This window comes from Cohnella boryungensis (assembly GCF_042651945.1).
Classification (GTDB): Bacteria; Bacillota; Bacilli; order Paenibacillales; family Paenibacillaceae; genus Cohnella; species Cohnella boryungensis.
Map to the genome: position 1 here is coordinate 127064 of NZ_JBHSED010000002.1, position 15308 is coordinate 142371.

Genomic DNA, 15308 nt, shown 5'->3' on the forward strand with positions numbered 1-15308 from the left:
AAAAAAGCTCCGCGATCCCTCGCGAAGCCCTCGCTTCCTCTTGCTCTTACGCCACGCCCTCGGCAGCTCCTAATTGCAGCTGATACATCGCATAGTACTTGCCGCCCTGCTGCATCAATTCATCGTGGCTGCCGCGTTCTACTATTCGGCCGCGGTCGAGTACGAGGATCTGGTCGGCTGCGCGAATCGTCGACAGCCGGTGGGCGATGACGAACGTAGTCCGCCCTCGCTTCAGCACGTCCAGAGCCGCCTGAATGATCGCCTCCGTCTCCGTATCGATGCTCGCGGTCGCTTCGTCAAGGATAAGAATCGCCGGGTCGAACGCCAACGCCCGCGCGAACGAGATCAGCTGCCGCTGACCGGCGGACAGCGTGCTGCCCTTCTCGATGACCGGCTCATCCAGACCCTCCGGCAGCTGCATGAACATCTCGTACGCGCCGACGTCGCGCAGCGACTGCTCCACCTTCTCCCGCGTAATCGCAGGGTCGTCCAGACTCACATTGGAAGCGATCGTGCCCGTGAACAGGAACGGGTCCTGCAGCACGATCCCCATATGCTGGCGAAGCTCCTGCTTGGACATGTCTCTCACATCGACTCCGTCTATGGAGATCGTTCCCCGCTCTACATCGTAGAACCGGAACAGAAGGTTCAGGATCGAGCTTTTGCCGGACCCCGTATGCCCGACCAGGGCGACGGTCTGTCCTTGCTTCGCCTGGAAGGAAATCTCCTTCAGCACATCCTCGCCTGGCTTATACCCGAACGTGACGTCCTCGAACGCCACATTGCCTTGGTAGCGGGCGATTCGGCCATTGGACACCTCGATGCCCGGCTCGTCGAGCAGGCTGAATACCCGCTCCGCCGACACTCTGGCCACCTCCAGATTGGAGAGCTGGCTAACGATGCCGACAATCGGCTGCATCATCCGGCTCATGTAGTCGATGAACGCGTACAGAACGCCGACGGTAACGGCCGTACCCAGCCAATCCCCGGCGAACATCCAGACGACCGCAATAAACAGCACGTTCCGGAACACATTGACCAGATTGTGCGTCGTGAGAGAATTCAGGGTCAGCATCTTGTTCTGATACTTGAAATACTCGTCGTTCATGACGTGAAACTCGTTCATCGTCTCCTTTTCCTTGCGGAAGGCCTGGATGATCGGCATACCGTGAATCGATTCGTTGATCATTCCGTTAATGTCGCTGAGCCGCGAGCGAATGACGTGATTGTATTTGCCCGCGAACTTGCGGTAGACGATAATCCACAAGTAAAGAATCGGAATGAACGGCAGCGCGATCAGCGCTAGGTTCACATCCAGCAGGAATACGGCTCCGATAATGGCTACGATATAGATAACGCCGGAGAAAAAGTTCGCCAGAACCGATACGTACAGCTCGCGAATCGCTTCCGTATCGTTCGTGACCCGGGCAACCACCTTGCCTGCCGGCAGATTATCGAAGTATTGCACCGGAAGACGCTGGATGTGGCGGAATACGTCGTTGCGCATCTGCCGAATGATCCGGTTCGCGGACACCTGCAGCAGCAATCTCTGCCAATAGGCGAGAACGCCTCCGACCAGCAGCAAGCCGATGTACGTAATCGCCAGCACGATAATACTGCGGAATTCCGGCTTGTAAAATTCATACACCTCGCCCGCCGACAGCTTCTTCGCCGGAAATTCCCATACGGTGCCGTCTTCCATAGCGATGGACAAGGAATTCCCTTCGAACGTTCGCTTCCCGGTATTCGGCACGTCGGCCGCATCGACGAAATAGTAGCTCCGCCCGGTCTGAAGCACGCGAACCTCGCGGCCTTTCGCCTCGCCCGCCGCGAAATGATCCTCCCGCTGATACCAAGAGCCGTCGTGGTATACCCCATATTTCGCATCCTGCTTGGCTTCGTACCAGTTTTTCTCGATTCCCATAATGTTCGTATCGATCATTCTTTTGGCGAGGAACGGCCCCACCAGCTCGACGCCTACCGCCAGCAGAAGCAGCGTCAGCGCCAGCAGAATCGGTCTTTTGTAGCTCCAAGCGTATTTAAATAATCTTTTGCCGTTTTGACCCATAAGTTCGATTCACCTGCATTTCCTTATAGACTCTCTATCTATGTGCGACCTGCTCAGCCTTCCGTCGTCGCGGCGAGCTGCTGCCGGTCATATTGCTCCTTATACCAGCCATCAAGCCGCAGAAGCTGCTCGTGAGTGCCTTCTTCCGCGATCCGGCCCTCATCCAGCACAACGATCCAATCGGCATGCTGAACAGCCGTCAGCCGATGCGTCGTAATGATCGTGGTTTTGCCCTGACGCTCCGTTCGAATCCCTTCCAGAATCTCCGTCTCCGTCTTGGCATCCACCGCGGACAACGCATCGTCGAGAATAAGAATCTCGGGATCGGCGATGACCGCTCTGGCGATGCTGACCCGCTGCTTCTGTCCCCCGGACAGCGCGACGCCCTTCTCTCCTACGATCGTCTCCAGTCCTTCGGGCAAAAAGGCAACGTCCTTGCGGAACGAGGCCAGCTCCAGCGCCCGGTTCATCCGCTCCTCATCGACCGCTTCGTCCGTCGTGCCGAACCAGATGTTCTCGCGAATCGTTTTGCTGAACAGAATCGGCTGCTGAGGCACATATCCGATCCAGCTGCGCAGACGGTCCAGCTCCAGCTCCGTCAGCGGAACGGCGCCCACCGTAAGCGCCCCCTCGCCCTTCGGATATTCCCGCAGCAGCTGCTTCAGCAGCGTTGTCTTCCCGCTCCCCGTTCGGCCCACTACGCCAAGCGTCTGTCCCCGGCGAAGCGCAAAGGAGATATCCGTAAGATTGTCGACAGATGAGGTCGGGTAACGGAAGCGCACGCGATCGAAGACGATCGACTCCGGCACCTCCACCTGGATAGGCTGCTCCGACTCCTTCACGTCGGCTGGAGCTCCCAACGTCTCGTTAATACGGTCAAGAGAAGCGTTTCCTCGCTGCATGATGTTGATCAGCTCGCCGATGGCGAACATCGGCCAGATGAGCATTCCGAGGAACATGTTGAACGATACCATCTCGCCCAGCGTGATTTCCCCGTTGAATACGAGCGCCGCACCATAGCACAGGCCGATCAAATAGCTCAATCCGACCAGGATTTTCACCGTCGGCTCGAACAGGGCGTCGATCTTGGCCACCCTGACATTGTTGTTAAACACGGTGTCCGTCGACTCGCTGAATCGCTTCCGGTCCGCATCCTCCTGAACGAACGCCCGGATGACCCGTACCCCGGACACCGATTCGAGAACCTGGTCGTTCAGCCCTCCGAAGGCGTTCTGAGCCTTAATAAACCGCTCGTGAATTTTTTTGCCGAAGTGCTGCATGAGCAGCGCCATCACCGGCAGGGGCAGCAACGCCACCAGCGTCAGCTTCCAGCTGATAAAGCCGGCCATCATCACGAGGATCGTGAGCATGAACAGCGTTGAATCGACGAGCGTCAGAATCCCGAACCCCGCCGTCACCGACACCGCGCCCAGATCATTCGTCGCCCTAGCCATGAGATCCCCGGTCCGATTGCGCTCGTAGAACGTCGGACTCATTTTCAACAGATGCCTCATCAGTCTCGAACGAAGCAGCCGCTCCATGACGAATGCGCCGCCGAACAGCTTGTGCAGCCAAATGTAGCTTAATCCGTAGCTTGCGACCGTCAGCCCGACCCAGAATAGCAGCAGCTCGACCATTCTTCCCGCAGTCAACGTTTCCTGCTGAATGCCGTCAATGGCAATTCCGATCAGCTTGGGCGGCAGAACGTCGATAATGCCCACAACCGTCAGCAGCACAATGGCTATCGTGTACCTCTTCCATTCCATTCTAAAAAACCAGCTCAACTTCTTTAGCACGCTAAACATCGATCCGTATTCACACCCTTCTGCATGAAGAACAAAAAAAGGCATACCGTCGTAAACGATACGCCTTGAGGACGAACTCCGTCCTCATCACACAGCCGAATCGCGGAGTCTCTGCACAAGACCGTCCCGACAGCTCGCCATGTGAATATAAAAGGCGCACGATTACGTTACGTAACCATGCGCCCTACCCATTCGTCCCGAACAATGATCCATTGCCGGTCCTTTAATCAGTAGTGATTCGCCAGAGGGTTACGTTCATGACAAGCATTAACTGCGCCGTTGGCGCCGAAAAGCATTCCATGATCTGCAGCATGATTAAACCTGTCGAAGTTAATGCTCCTCATGTCCGTAACCCTCCTTTCCGTTCATCAAAGTATATTTGTCACTTTACCATCGCCCCCCAAATGCTGTCAACGGGAAAATGGTATTTAATTTGTTTTCTTCTAAAGCCTTGCAGGGAAAACATCGTACAACGGAAACTTTGACGCTGCGGCATGCGTCGCCTATACGACCAGCACCTCAGCCGCGTTCTCGCACCATTCGCATTGCTGCGGCGGAGTCCAGGCCGAGAAGACGGTCGTCTGCAGATTGACCAGATCAGGCGCGTCCTCATATTCATCCACGAATTTGTCTATCGCTAATTCCACATGCTCACGGCATACGCAATACATCGATGTCTTTCCCTTCCGCCCGTTTCTATTCCTGCTCTTCCGTTTTCTCCGCCAGCTTCACGTCCAGCGTCATCTTCTTGCCGTCGCGGTAATAAGTAACCTTGACCGACTCTCCGATTTTCTTGGTATTGTACAGATGCTTGCGAAGCTGCAGCGTGCTCTCGATGGCCTGCCCGTCAAGCGCGACGATGATGTCGTTGAAGGCCAGACCCGCATCGAGAGACGGTCCGACCGCCTCCAGCACGATCACGCCTTCGGTAATTCCCTTCGGAATGTTCGGCGCTGCGATCTCGAAATCCTCGCCTTCTCCGCCCTCGTCGGAAGACGAGTCCTCATCCAGCCAATCCCCCGAACCGGCGCTGTCGAGATAGAGGTCCAGATCCATCGTGTACACTCCCATGTAAGGCCGGGCGATCTTACCCTTCTCCATCAGCGTTCTCACAATCGGCATCGCATCATCCACCGGGATGGCGAAGCCGATGCCTTCGACCCCCGACTCCGCAACCTTCATGCTGTTGATGCCGACCAGCTTACCGTTCAGATCGACCAAGGCGCCGCCGCTGTTGCCCTGATTAATCGCCGCATCTGTCTGGATCACTTCTTGCTCCCAGTCATAATTACCGTCCTGATTCATCGAGATCGGCAATATTCGCTTCGTGGAGGAGACGATTCCCTGCGTCAACGAGTCCCCGAAGCCTAGCGGATTTCCGATGGCGATAACCATCTCCCCGACACGGAGCTTGCTTGAGCTGCCGACCTCCACGACGGTATCGATGCCCGCGTCGTCGACCTCAAGCACCGCCAGATCGGTAACCGCGTCCTGTCCTACGATTTTCGCTTTTTTGCGATCGCCGTTTACAAGAACAGCCTGAACGTCCCCGGCGTCGGCCAGAACATGGGCATTCGTCACGATATAAGCTTTGCCGCTTTTCTTCTGAATGATGACTCCGGAGCCCATATTCGTATTGTAAGGAAGCTCATTGTCTTCGAGCGCCTCGCCCCCCTGAGCCTCCAGCGCTTGCTTCGTCACATTGATAATGCTCACAACCGCCGGCCGAACCTTCTCCGAGGCGGAGATGATCCGCTCCGAGGTTTCGACGAGCGACTGCCCGCCGCCCAGCGCCGGCTTCGCAGCCTGCTCCGAATCGGCTCTGCCGCCCAGCAGCGCGAATAGGATCACCACGAACAGAGAGCTGCTAATCGATGAAATGAAAGCAACGCGAAGCATAGACCCCTGGCGGTAGCCTCTCGACCGGGACTCGGAGCCGGACAGGAACCGCGAGCGCCTCTTCACCCGCGTGGAGTAGAAATCATCATCGAACAAGCTCATGGTCACGCACCATCCTTCTATAAGGGAGGCTTTCCGCCCCCGCTCTCCGCTGCGGGTCTTCCTCTTACTTATCCTAGCTAAATATGAATCTTCTATACTCGTTTTTTTATAATTATAGGAATGTTTCCAGCCGTTCTGACTAGAATAGTAATACTAATGGATTCAGGACGGACAAGCAAGTGATTTTCACTCATCTTTATCATGTAAAGAAAGGAAGAATGCGCAATGAAAAGAGCGGATTTCGGCTGGCAGTTCCTTGATCTGGCTTCCCAAATCTCGGAGATGAAGCACGACCATTACAAGCAGCTCCTTGCTGTCTCGACGCTGATCGAGCTCCTCGTGGACAAAGGCCTGCTGACCCCGGAGGAAATCCGGCTGAAGGCTTCCGAGATGGAGACCGAATTGAACCGGCAGCTTCTGTTATAAAATTTTCATAACTTTCTCATTTTATAATATCCCAAGGCGTCGGCCGATCGTGGTAAGTATCGCACAGAGCGAACTCGTGCTTATGATAGAAGAATCCGTTGCTCTCTAATACTGTATTCACCGTTAGTTTGGCTAAATCCATCAAGTTGTGCTCCTGGCTCAAGTGCGCCAGATACACTCTGCGCAAGCTCCCCGTCAGCAGCCTGCACAAGGCGTCGCCGGCCGCTTCGTTCGAGAGGTGCCCGGTGTCGCCGAGAATGCGCCGCTTAATATTCCACGGATATCTGCCCATTCGAAGCATGTCGACGTCATGATTGGATTCCAGCACCATGACATCCGAGTTTTGCAGCTGCTTCATGACTTTGTCGCTCACGTACCCCAGGTCGGTAGCCAGACTGAGCTTGGCGCCGTCGGCCTGAAAGCAGTAGCCCACCGGCTCGACCGCATCGTGGGAGATACCGTAGGATTCGATTCTCAGGTCGGCGATCTCCATCACGCTGTCGGTCGGCAGAACCTTGCGGTTGGGCTCCGGAATGTCGCCCACGATTCTCGCCATCGCTCCCCAGGTTCTTTCGTTGGCATAGACCGGCAGCCGATGCTTGCGGGCGAAGGCGCCCAGCCCCTTGATATGATCCGAATGCTCATGCGTGACGAATATGGCGTCCAGATCTTCCCCGGAAATCTCTCTTTCTTTCAATAGCTCATCTATCTTCTTGCCGCTAAGACCGACATCTATCAATACGGTTGCCGCATCCGAAGATACAACCGTCGCATTGCCAGTCGATCCGCTGCCCAATACCGTGAATCGAAGTCCCATAGTTACGTACTGTTCCTCTCCCCGGCTGCGCTCCCGCCTTATCCCCAAGCTTGCGCGTCAGGGATTGGCAGGCGCGTCGCCTTTCTCTGTCGTGACCTCCGCGCTGATCGCATTCACGTAGTACACTTCTTCGCCATTTTCCAGCAAAACCCTCCAAGAGGGCGCCGAAACCTGTACCTCCGCGTCGTCGAAAATTTCCCCATGGTAGCCCAGACGGATTTCCTTGATCACCGAGCCGGAAGGCAGGTTCCTCTCAATCACTTTGGCTAACGCCTTGGCTGCGGGGAGCACCTGCTGCTCCTTGGCGCCCGGCGACGGCTTGATCTCGATCAAATCCTGCGTGAACGCCCTGATCTTCTGCTCGCTGTAGTACAAATTCAAGTGGATGTCGAACATCGGCCAGCCGCCTTCCATCCGGTTGAAGAGGAAGTACACCCCTTCCCGGCTTCCGGGCTGGTCGAAGGTGTAACGGTCCAGCTCGGGAATGATGCCGCCAAGCACCTGCCCCAGCTCTTCATCGAACACGATCCGCGTCTCCGGAGAGGGCTCGATCGGCTGGCGGCCTTCTATGCCCGCCTCTGCCCGCTGCTTGAACGTATAGGTCAGCTCGCGCATCGCCGGCGTGTCCGTAGGAATCTTGGCGTTATCGTCCACCTGAATGTTCTTCTCCCGCATGAACTGCAGCGTCTCCGGGGGCAGGGATGTCCAGTTCACCGTCGTATTCAGCCTCTCCCGCCATTCAATCCATAGCTGATAGCCAAGCACGATATTCAACAGCAGGAAAGAAACGATCAGCACGCTCTTCGCTCTTCTCCAGTCCATCCCGCACCTCCTTCCCCGCTTATCGGTTTGCTCCTCTGAACGCCGTCGCAGCCGGCCCGGAATCGGCTACGATGATGACCTCGCCGTTCGCCAGCCTCGCCGCCCATACCGGACTTAACGCAACCGTCTCCTCCTTGAGCGTCGGCCGGAAGGCCGGGAACAGCGCCACGATCTTGCCCTGGGTCGCCTCGACCTTCTTCATGATCGTCCGCAGATCGGCTCCTCCGGGCAGCTGCTGCAGCTTCTTGCTGGTCACTTCGTTGTCCAGCGTAACGAGGGAGCGCGTGTACGAGGTTACGAGCCCCTGCCTCATTCCCAGCTGCATGTAGCCGAAGTTAATCGCGCTCCCCGATACGATCGGCACCTCTCTGTAATATTGCTGGAAGCGGATGACCGCGCTGTCCGCCTCGGTGCTCAGCCCTTGAACGAAGGCGTGCTGGCCGTTCCAGCCTCCGTGCTGATTGACGAAGCCGACCGCCGCGATCAGGTTGTCGACAAGCTCGTTCTCCCCTTCGGTCGGAGCCGCCGGATCTGTATACGACAGCCATGTTCCGTCCTGCTCGATCTTCAACGCGCGCTTGCCGTCCGTGTAAAATTGCGGCCCCTGCTGGCTGTCCTGAATCGTTCGCGTGCTTCCCGGATCGAAGAAGAGATTGTCCTGCATCTGAGCCGTCGTATAGCGGTCAAACGAAACCTCCATCGCCAGCATTCTATTGATTGGCTTCTCCGGAATATAGATGTCCTCGCCATAGATCGTGTAAGGGTCCCAATATTGGCCGAAGCCTACGAACCCTTCCACATCCCCTACGGTCAAATCCGCTTTCTGCGCCTCGTAGACGTTGCGGCCGTCCGAGCTGAAGAAAAACGTCCGCACTTCGTCCCGTTGCTTGCTCGTATAGATCCAGATGCGATCAATGGAATCCCGATAGAACAAAAAGTCGCCGTCGATCTTGTACACTCTCTGCAGCATCTCGAAAGGAATCGCCCGTCCGAAACGCAGCTCCACGCCCTGATCCTCGCGGCCGATCCGGTCCCAGTCGACCGAATTTACCGAGTCGCGTTGCAGCCCTTTGAATTCACGGCTTTGCAGCTTATCCAGAATCAGTCGATAGTAAGGCTGCGTATTCGGATAAAATACCGTGTGCTTGTCGCTGCCCAGATGCATAACGAGCTGCTCCGGGAAGATGAGGTTTTTAACCTCCTCCTCCTTGCCCAGGGGCTCTGCCTTAACATAATCCAGCTCCGTCTTGACCTTCGCCTCCATAAAAGGCTTGCTGTACGCCAGCAGATAGCTCTGCATCAGACTCAGGACAACCAATAGAAACAAAAGCAAGGATTTGCCCTTCTCGATCATGCGCTCTCACTTCCTTCCGGCACGATGGGCAGCAACACGGTCACGACCGTCCCGACGTTCATGTCGGAATCGATCGCGATGGCCCCTCCGTGAGCGCGGACAATTTCCCGGGCAATCGATAGCCCCAGTCCGGTTCCGCCCATATTGCGAGAGCGCGCCTTGTCTACTCGGTAGAAGCGTTCAAAAATCCGCTGCAAGTCCTTCTTCGGTATCCCGATTCCGGTATCCTTGATCGCGATGGCTAATTGGCCCGACTCGTGGCTTCTGGCCGAAATATCAATAGAACCGCCGTCTAACGTATACTTGATCGCGTTCGATACCAGATTATCCAACACTTGATCAATGCCGTCCCGATCCAGCCAAGCGTTCTGTTGCCGGTCTTCTACCTTGACCGATACCGTAATCGCCTTCTGGCGCAGCTGGAACGAAAAGCGGTCCACGACCTCCTCCAGCATCTCCGTCAGATCTACCTTCTGTTGGCGAAGCTGATTACGCCGCGAGTCGAAGCGCGACAGGTGCAGCAGATCGGTTACAAGACGAATCATCCGCTCCGTCTCGCTGCGAATGACGCCGACGAATCGGTCGGCGAGCGGCGGCTCGTCCAAAGCTCCGTCGTCCAGCGCCTCCGCGTAGCTCTTGATGGTGGTCAACGGCGTGCGCAGCTCATGCGAGACATTCGCCACGAATTCTCTCCGTGACTGCTCCAGCTTCTCCGCTTCCGTGACATCCTGCAGCACCGCGATAACGCCCGCCACTCCTTTATCCCTGCGGCGGATCGGGGTCAGCGTCACCCGGAACACCAGATCCTCCGCCTGCTCCTCCAGCTCGCGCTCCAGCAGCAGGGACGATTCCTTGCCTTGAAGCGCTTCGGCGATCGGCTCCTTCTCAATGCCGAGCGCCTCGGACAGCGTCGCTCCGTCCTTCAGCTCCGAGATACCCAGCATCGTCTTCGCTCTGCGATTCGTTACGATGACCTTGCCCACCTCGTCGGTAGCCAGAACGCCGTCGCTCATATTCGAGAGAATCGAAGCCAGCTTCTCCTTCTCCTCCTCGTTCACCGACAAGGCGTCGCTCAGACGGTCGGTCATATCGTTGAAGGCAATGCTCAGCTGGCCGATCTCGTCCTTGCCGAATACGGGAACGCGTTCGTCGAAGCGCCCTTCCGCTACCGCGGTCGCCTGCCGGGTCAACGCCTTGATCGGGGACGTGATCGTTCCCGCCAGCAGCACCCCGAGCACCGCCGTCAATCCGAGCGCGATCAAGGTCGCGGAGACGAAGATTTGGTTAATGCCCTCCATCGTCTGGTACAGCTCGCTCATCGAGGCGACGATATAGATGGCGCCCACTATCTTGCCGTTGCTGAATACCGGCTTGGCAATGACCTTCTTGCGCGTATTGTCCTCGTCGATAATCTCTTCCTCGTTGTCGCGAACCCCCTGCAGAGCGCGGCTGACGAGCAAGGACGTGTTCTTGCGTCCGATGTATGTCTGCTGCGAGGACTTCGACGTCGCCAGAACCTTGCCCGCAGCATCCAGCACCTGAATCTCCGCGCCGCTTATCGAGAAGAAGCCGCTGACCAGCGTGCCCAGCTTCTCCTCCGTGACCGCCTGCGTACCGGTCTCTTTGTTATCCGAAGGAAGGCTTGGGGCAGAGAGATATAGCGTCAGCAAGTTCGCTTGCGTATTCAAATTGCTGGTGAAGGAGTTGATCAGCGAGGTTTTCATCGTACTGATGAAATAAACCCCGATGAGCTGCACCGCAATCAGAATGAGCAGCAGCACCATCATAATCAGCTTGATCTGAATGCTGCGGAACATGCGAATGCCTCTCATCCGTAATGACCGCCCGTCATTTTCGGATTGCGCACCAAATAGCCCAAGCCTCTTCGGGTCAAAATAATCTCCGGCCGGCTTGGATCATCCTCCAGCTTCTCGCGAAGGCGGCGTATCGTCACGTCGACCGTGCGCACATCGCCGAAATATTCGAACCCCCACACAGCCTGGAGCAGATGCTCCCGCGTCATGACCTTGCCGCTGTTCTTGGCCAAGTAGTGAACAAGCTCGAATTCCCGATGCGTCAGATCGAGTGGCTGGTTGTTCTTATAGACAACATACATATCCGTATCGATAAAAAGGTTAAACAGCTTAATGCCCTGCCGCTCCGCTTCCGCAGGCGTCTCCTCGTCCGGGCGGACCGCCTCCACCTTGCGCTGGCGGCGCAGGTGCGCCTTCACGCGGGCCAGAAGCTCGCGAGTGCCGAAAGGCTTCGTCACGTAATCGTCGGCGCCCAGCTCCAGTCCCAGCACCTTGTCGATCTCATTGTCCTTTGCCGTCAGCATAATGATCGGAGTAGACAGCCTAGTCCGCACCTCCCGGCAGACGTCCATTCCGTCTTTAATAGGAAGCATGAGATCGAGCAGGATTAAATCAGGCTCTTCCTCGAACGCTAGCCGGACAGCCGCATCTCCGTCGAAGGCGCAGACGACCTCGTAGCCCTCTTTTTCCAGGTTGAATTTTAGAATATCCGCAATTGGCCGTTCATCGTCGACGACCAGAATTTTGCCTAGCATCTGACACCGCCTCCCGCTTCTCGGAAGCTATTCCTCTTGCTAATGTTATCTTACCATAATGCGGTCAAGACCCCAATGGCGTTTCGTGGCAGGCTCTCGGGCCTGGTCGCCTTCTGTGCCACGATAGGTCAGTGCTGTCTTCGGAAGGGTTACAAAAAAAGGCTTCCCTGCGCCCCACAGGGGGGACAAGGAAGCCTGATTCATTCGATTATAGATAGCTTGTCGGATTCTTCAGCTTGCCGTTGAGGTGAACCTCGAAATGCAGATGCGTTCCGGTTGAACGGCCCGTGCTGCCCATCACTCCGATAGCATCGCCTTTCTCGACAATCTGTCCTTCTTTCACGCTGACGCTTTTCATATGGCCGTAGACGGTTTTGAATCCGTTATTATGGTTAATAATAACTGCGTTCCCTAATCCGCCGGATTTGTAGCCCGCGAATTCAACGGTGCCTTCGTCGGCCGCCATAATGGTGCTCTTGCCGATCATGTCGATGCCGTTATGCATCCGTCCCCAGCGCGCGCCCTGATAGCTTGTCACGCGTGCCCCGGACACCGGCCAGATGAATTTGCCTGAGCCTTCTCCCCGGATGACCTTCGTTCCTTTGAGAATGATCGTCGCGGTCGGCTTCACCAGCACTTTAAGATTTACCTGTTCCTCTTCGATCAGCGAGCCGTTGCGCTTGAGCAATCGGTAGGTAACCTGCTGGCTGCCCGGTGTGCCTTCCCGGAGCACCTTCTGCTGTCCCAGCTTCATCGTATCATTCTTGCGATATTCGATAGGCGCCTCGATCGTCTCGATCTCTGTGACCTCTTCCTCGGAGTTCACGTTTAGAATCGGAGGCTCCTCCTCGGACAGATCGAGGACATCGCCGACATTAATGAAGTCGTTCTTAATCCATTTGTTGTTCTGATAGATAAGTTCTTCGGAAATATTCAGCTTGGCGGCGATGCATCCAATGCAATCCCCTTGCTTGACCGTATACTCGCGGGGAATCGGCTCCCCTTCCGTCAAGGCGACGAACAGCTCCTCCGGGTCGGCCAGCTCGGAGGCATCGATGTCCGCCTTGACCATCTCTACCTTCTCAGCGAAACTGACGGATGTCACGACGCGCTGCGGCTTTGCCTCATCGGCTGCCGCGTCCGCTGCGGCGTTCGTGCTTGCCGACAACGAGCGAACCTCCGGTTCGGTCTTCTTCGCGAGCAGCCGGGCGGGCGCGTATTTGTTCTTGACGCGCTGCAGCAGCTTCTTCGCGGTCATCTCGTCGCGGACGACTCCGACGACTTCGCCGTCGACGACAACCTCTACGCCGACCGCATGGGTTTGGAGCATGCTCTCGAGACGGGCCAACGTTGCTTCGTCGTCGGTCTTTTTCTTATACGCCCGCTCTTCCGAATAGGAGACCTGGTTATCGTTTAAGACCATCTGCACCGGAGAATCGGCTGTCTCCAGCGCTGCGACCTTCGCCGCGACGAATTGCTCCACCTTGTCCTGGCTGCTGATCTCTCCGGCGACTTCGCCGTTAACCATGACCTTATAGTAATCTACCCGATTTGCCTCTACGTAATTGAATCCAAGAATGCCTGCCGCGGCAATGACGGCCAAACTGCAGGATGCGATGAGAATCGGCTTGCGGTATTTGCGTATTCCTGTATGTGTCTGTCTCTTTGTTGTTGAAGAGTGGTTGCTTTGTGCTTGAGCGGATCGAACGAACCGGAAGGTTTGCCGCGCAGCGACAAGGATTTTCCGGATTCGATCCATTCCCTTTAAATCGGCCATGATCTTCCCCTTTTCCCTTGCTTTCGGTGTTCATTTTCCCGGTTTTGGCAGAAAGCTCGTACCTCACTTTAGCATAGGTCTAATGGCACTATCAACCATTTGGAACCATTAGAATTATGAAAAATGGCAAGAGCCCCCGGCGATAAACACCGGGAGCCCGCGATATTGTAAGCGTTTTATAGGTCTGACCAAGCGAATAGTTAAGGAGTTTGGCGTCCCAGAAGACGTCCCATGATTTGGGCATATTCCGCCTCGGTAAGGGCCGATTTAAGCATTTCCTGGAGGCCTGTCAGCTCCCCTGCGGTCAAGCCGTCCTTCAAGGCATCCGACAGCTGCTGCAGCTGCTCTTGATTCAGCTTCGAGACCACCAGGGAATAGAGAACTTGCCTGTCCTCATCGCTTAATTGGGTCCAGGCTGACTCCGCCTGGAATACGGGTATGGAGCCGTTCGGCGCTTCATCCGTTTGCGGTGCGTCGCTGCCCTGTACCGGCTGCTCTGGGACCCCTTCATCCCCGCCCCCGGTCGTTGCTCCGCCGTCCGTCCATGCCCCTCCGGCCTCACTCGGGGATGGCGGAGGTTCGGGCGACTGACTTTCCGCTTGGGAAGTTTCGCTCTCCGGCTTCGCCCAGGCTCCTGAAGACGGATCTATCTCGTCCGTATCAGAATCGTCAACTGAGTCTTTAGAACTAGACTCTTCCTTCGTCTGCTCTCCAGAGGAGCGCTCCTGCGACGGCGTGCGGTTGGCTTCGATCTCCTTCTTCGCCGGCTTATCCGCTCCCCATAACGTTCCCCAGACTCCGCTGAGCGCTATCGGCTGTATATCGAACGGAAGCCCTAGTTGCTTTACCGCCGATTCCATATAGCTATTCACGATATAGCCCGTCGTCCATATACATAAGAAGCTGAGCAGCAAAGCGGTCGCCCCCATCCGGATGACCCAGCTTACCCACTTAAACATCCCGCTACCTCCTGCGCATCGTTTTCATAGCTTTTAGTATGGGCAAACCTCCCTGGAAACATTCACTTTGGTTCCTTTGATGATGATAGGAACGGGTAATTCGCAACTCGGAGCTGCTCCGTACCCTCTCCTAGCTCACAATTAGTTTAACTTTTCCCAACTATCGCGCTCTCAGCTACCCCTGCCGGCCGATCGTTCGACTTTATGACAACTACTGCGCTCCGAGCGGGCTTCACGTAGGCAGATAGTTTTGTAAAAGCAAACTACTGCACTCGGCAGCAGCACCGAGCAGGCAGATAGTTATGTAAAAGCAAACTACTGCACTCCGCAGCAGCACCGAGCAGGCAGATAGTTATGTAAAAGCAAACTACTGTGCTCCGCAGCAGCACCGAGCAGGCAGATAGTTATGTAAAAGCAAACTACTGCACTCCGAAGCAGCACCAAGCTGGCAGATAGTTATGTAAAAGCAAACTACTGCACTCCGAAGCAGCACCAAGCAGGCAGATAGTTATGTAAAAGCAAACTACCGCATTCCGAAGCAGCACCGAGCAGGCAGATAGTTGTGTAAAAGCAAACTACCGCACTCCGAAGCAGCACCAATCAGGCAGATAGTTATGTAAAAGCAAACTACCGCACTCCGAAGCAGCACCGAGCTGGCAGATAGTTATGTAAAAGCAAACTACTGCACTCCGCAGCAGCACTAAGCAGGC

At 55.9% G+C, this 15308-nt stretch carries 12 protein-coding genes; 1 reads left to right on the top strand and 11 read right to left on the bottom strand.

Going from position 1 to position 15308, the window contains the following annotated elements; all coding sequences use genetic code 11:
• Window positions 1-46 precede the first annotated feature (46 nt).
• The 4 genes from ACFO1S_RS01070 to ACFO1S_RS01085 form a co-directional block, all read right to left on the bottom strand.
• Complete coding sequence (locus ACFO1S_RS01070; protein WP_204605728.1) at window positions 47-2068, bottom strand: ABC transporter ATP-binding protein; 2022 nt, start codon at window positions 2066-2068, stop codon at window positions 47-49.
• Window positions 2069-2121: 53 nt separating this feature from the next.
• Window positions 2122-3873 carry an ABC transporter ATP-binding protein gene (locus ACFO1S_RS01075; RefSeq protein WP_204605727.1) on the bottom strand — a complete coding sequence of 584 codons (1752 nt, stop codon included), beginning with the start codon at window positions 3871-3873 and terminating at the stop codon, window positions 2122-2124.
• A 503-nt stretch (window positions 3874-4376) separates the two neighbouring features.
• Window positions 4377-4544: a CxxH/CxxC protein gene (locus ACFO1S_RS01080; protein ID WP_204605726.1), complete on the bottom strand. Its 168-nt coding sequence runs from the start codon at window positions 4542-4544 to the stop codon at window positions 4377-4379.
• A gap of 25 nt (window positions 4545-4569) precedes the next feature.
• Window positions 4570-5874 (bottom strand): S1C family serine protease, encoded by a 1305-nt coding sequence (locus ACFO1S_RS01085; protein ID WP_204605725.1) that lies wholly within the window; start codon window positions 5872-5874, stop codon window positions 4570-4572.
• A gap of 225 nt (window positions 5875-6099) precedes the next feature.
• Here ACFO1S_RS01085 and ACFO1S_RS01090 point away from each other — a divergent pair, with 225 nt between their 5' ends.
• Window positions 6100-6300, top strand: a complete 201-nt coding sequence (locus ACFO1S_RS01090; protein ID WP_204605724.1) for a hypothetical protein — start codon at window positions 6100-6102, stop codon at window positions 6298-6300.
• 16 nt (window positions 6301-6316) lie between these two features.
• Here the strand turns inward: ACFO1S_RS01090 and ACFO1S_RS01095 are convergent, their stop codons facing one another.
• The 7 genes from ACFO1S_RS01095 to ACFO1S_RS01125 form a co-directional block, all read right to left on the bottom strand.
• Window positions 6317-7117: an MBL fold metallo-hydrolase gene (locus ACFO1S_RS01095; RefSeq protein WP_204605723.1), complete on the bottom strand. Its 801-nt coding sequence runs from the start codon at window positions 7115-7117 to the stop codon at window positions 6317-6319.
• Between the two features lie 57 nt (window positions 7118-7174).
• Window positions 7175-7939 (bottom strand): two-component system regulatory protein YycI, encoded by a 765-nt coding sequence (yycI, locus tag ACFO1S_RS01100; RefSeq protein ID WP_204605722.1) that lies wholly within the window; start codon window positions 7937-7939, stop codon window positions 7175-7177.
• A gap of 19 nt (window positions 7940-7958) precedes the next feature.
• Complete coding sequence (gene yycH, locus ACFO1S_RS01105) at window positions 7959-9293, bottom strand: two-component system activity regulator YycH (protein WP_204605721.1); 1335 nt, start codon at window positions 9291-9293, stop codon at window positions 7959-7961.
• Entirely contained in the window at window positions 9290-11125 is a 1836-nt protein-coding gene (gene walK, locus ACFO1S_RS01110) for a cell wall metabolism sensor histidine kinase WalK (RefSeq protein ID WP_204605720.1), read from the bottom strand. The genes yycH and walK overlap by 4 nt, the downstream gene beginning before the upstream one ends.
• Window positions 11122-11862: a response regulator YycF gene (yycF, locus tag ACFO1S_RS01115; protein WP_204605719.1), complete on the bottom strand. Its 741-nt coding sequence runs from the start codon at window positions 11860-11862 to the stop codon at window positions 11122-11124. Before yycF ends, walK begins: the two co-directional genes overlap by 4 nt.
• 208 nt (window positions 11863-12070) lie before the next feature.
• On the bottom strand, window positions 12071-13639 hold the full coding sequence (locus ACFO1S_RS01120; protein WP_204605718.1) for a peptidoglycan DD-metalloendopeptidase family protein: 1569 nt from the start codon (window positions 13637-13639) through the stop codon (window positions 12071-12073).
• Between the two features lie 200 nt (window positions 13640-13839).
• Complete coding sequence (locus ACFO1S_RS01125) at window positions 13840-14598, bottom strand: hypothetical protein (protein WP_204605717.1); 759 nt, start codon at window positions 14596-14598, stop codon at window positions 13840-13842.
• Window positions 14599-15308 lie beyond the last annotated feature (710 nt).

Coding starts and splice junctions, on each gene's coding strand:
- ACFO1S_RS01070 (WP_204605728.1), bottom strand. CDS start 2,068: ATGGGTCAAAACGGCAAAAGATTATTTAAATACGCTTGGAGCTACAAA.
- ACFO1S_RS01075 (WP_204605727.1), bottom strand. CDS start 3,873: ATGTTTAGCGTGCTAAAGAAGTTGAGCTGGTTTTTTAGAATGGAATGG.
- ACFO1S_RS01080 (WP_204605726.1), bottom strand. CDS start 4,544: ATGTATTGCGTATGCCGTGAGCATGTGGAATTAGCGATAGACAAATTC.
- ACFO1S_RS01085 (WP_204605725.1), bottom strand. CDS start 5,874: ATGAGCTTGTTCGATGATGATTTCTACTCCACGCGGGTGAAGAGGCGC.
- ACFO1S_RS01090 (WP_204605724.1), top strand. CDS start 6,100: ATGAAAAGAGCGGATTTCGGCTGGCAGTTCCTTGATCTGGCTTCCCAA.
- ACFO1S_RS01095 (WP_204605723.1), bottom strand. CDS start 7,117: ATGGGACTTCGATTCACGGTATTGGGCAGCGGATCGACTGGCAATGCG.
- yycI (WP_204605722.1), bottom strand. CDS start 7,939: ATGGACTGGAGAAGAGCGAAGAGCGTGCTGATCGTTTCTTTCCTGCTG.
- yycH (WP_204605721.1), bottom strand. CDS start 9,293: ATGATCGAGAAGGGCAAATCCTTGCTTTTGTTTCTATTGGTTGTCCTG.
- walK (WP_204605720.1), bottom strand. CDS start 11,125: ATGAGAGGCATTCGCATGTTCCGCAGCATTCAGATCAAGCTGATTATG.
- yycF (WP_204605719.1), bottom strand. CDS start 11,862: ATGCTAGGCAAAATTCTGGTCGTCGACGATGAACGGCCAATTGCGGAT.
- ACFO1S_RS01120 (WP_204605718.1), bottom strand. CDS start 13,639: ATGGCCGATTTAAAGGGAATGGATCGAATCCGGAAAATCCTTGTCGCT.
- ACFO1S_RS01125 (WP_204605717.1), bottom strand. CDS start 14,598: ATGTTTAAGTGGGTAAGCTGGGTCATCCGGATGGGGGCGACCGCTTTG.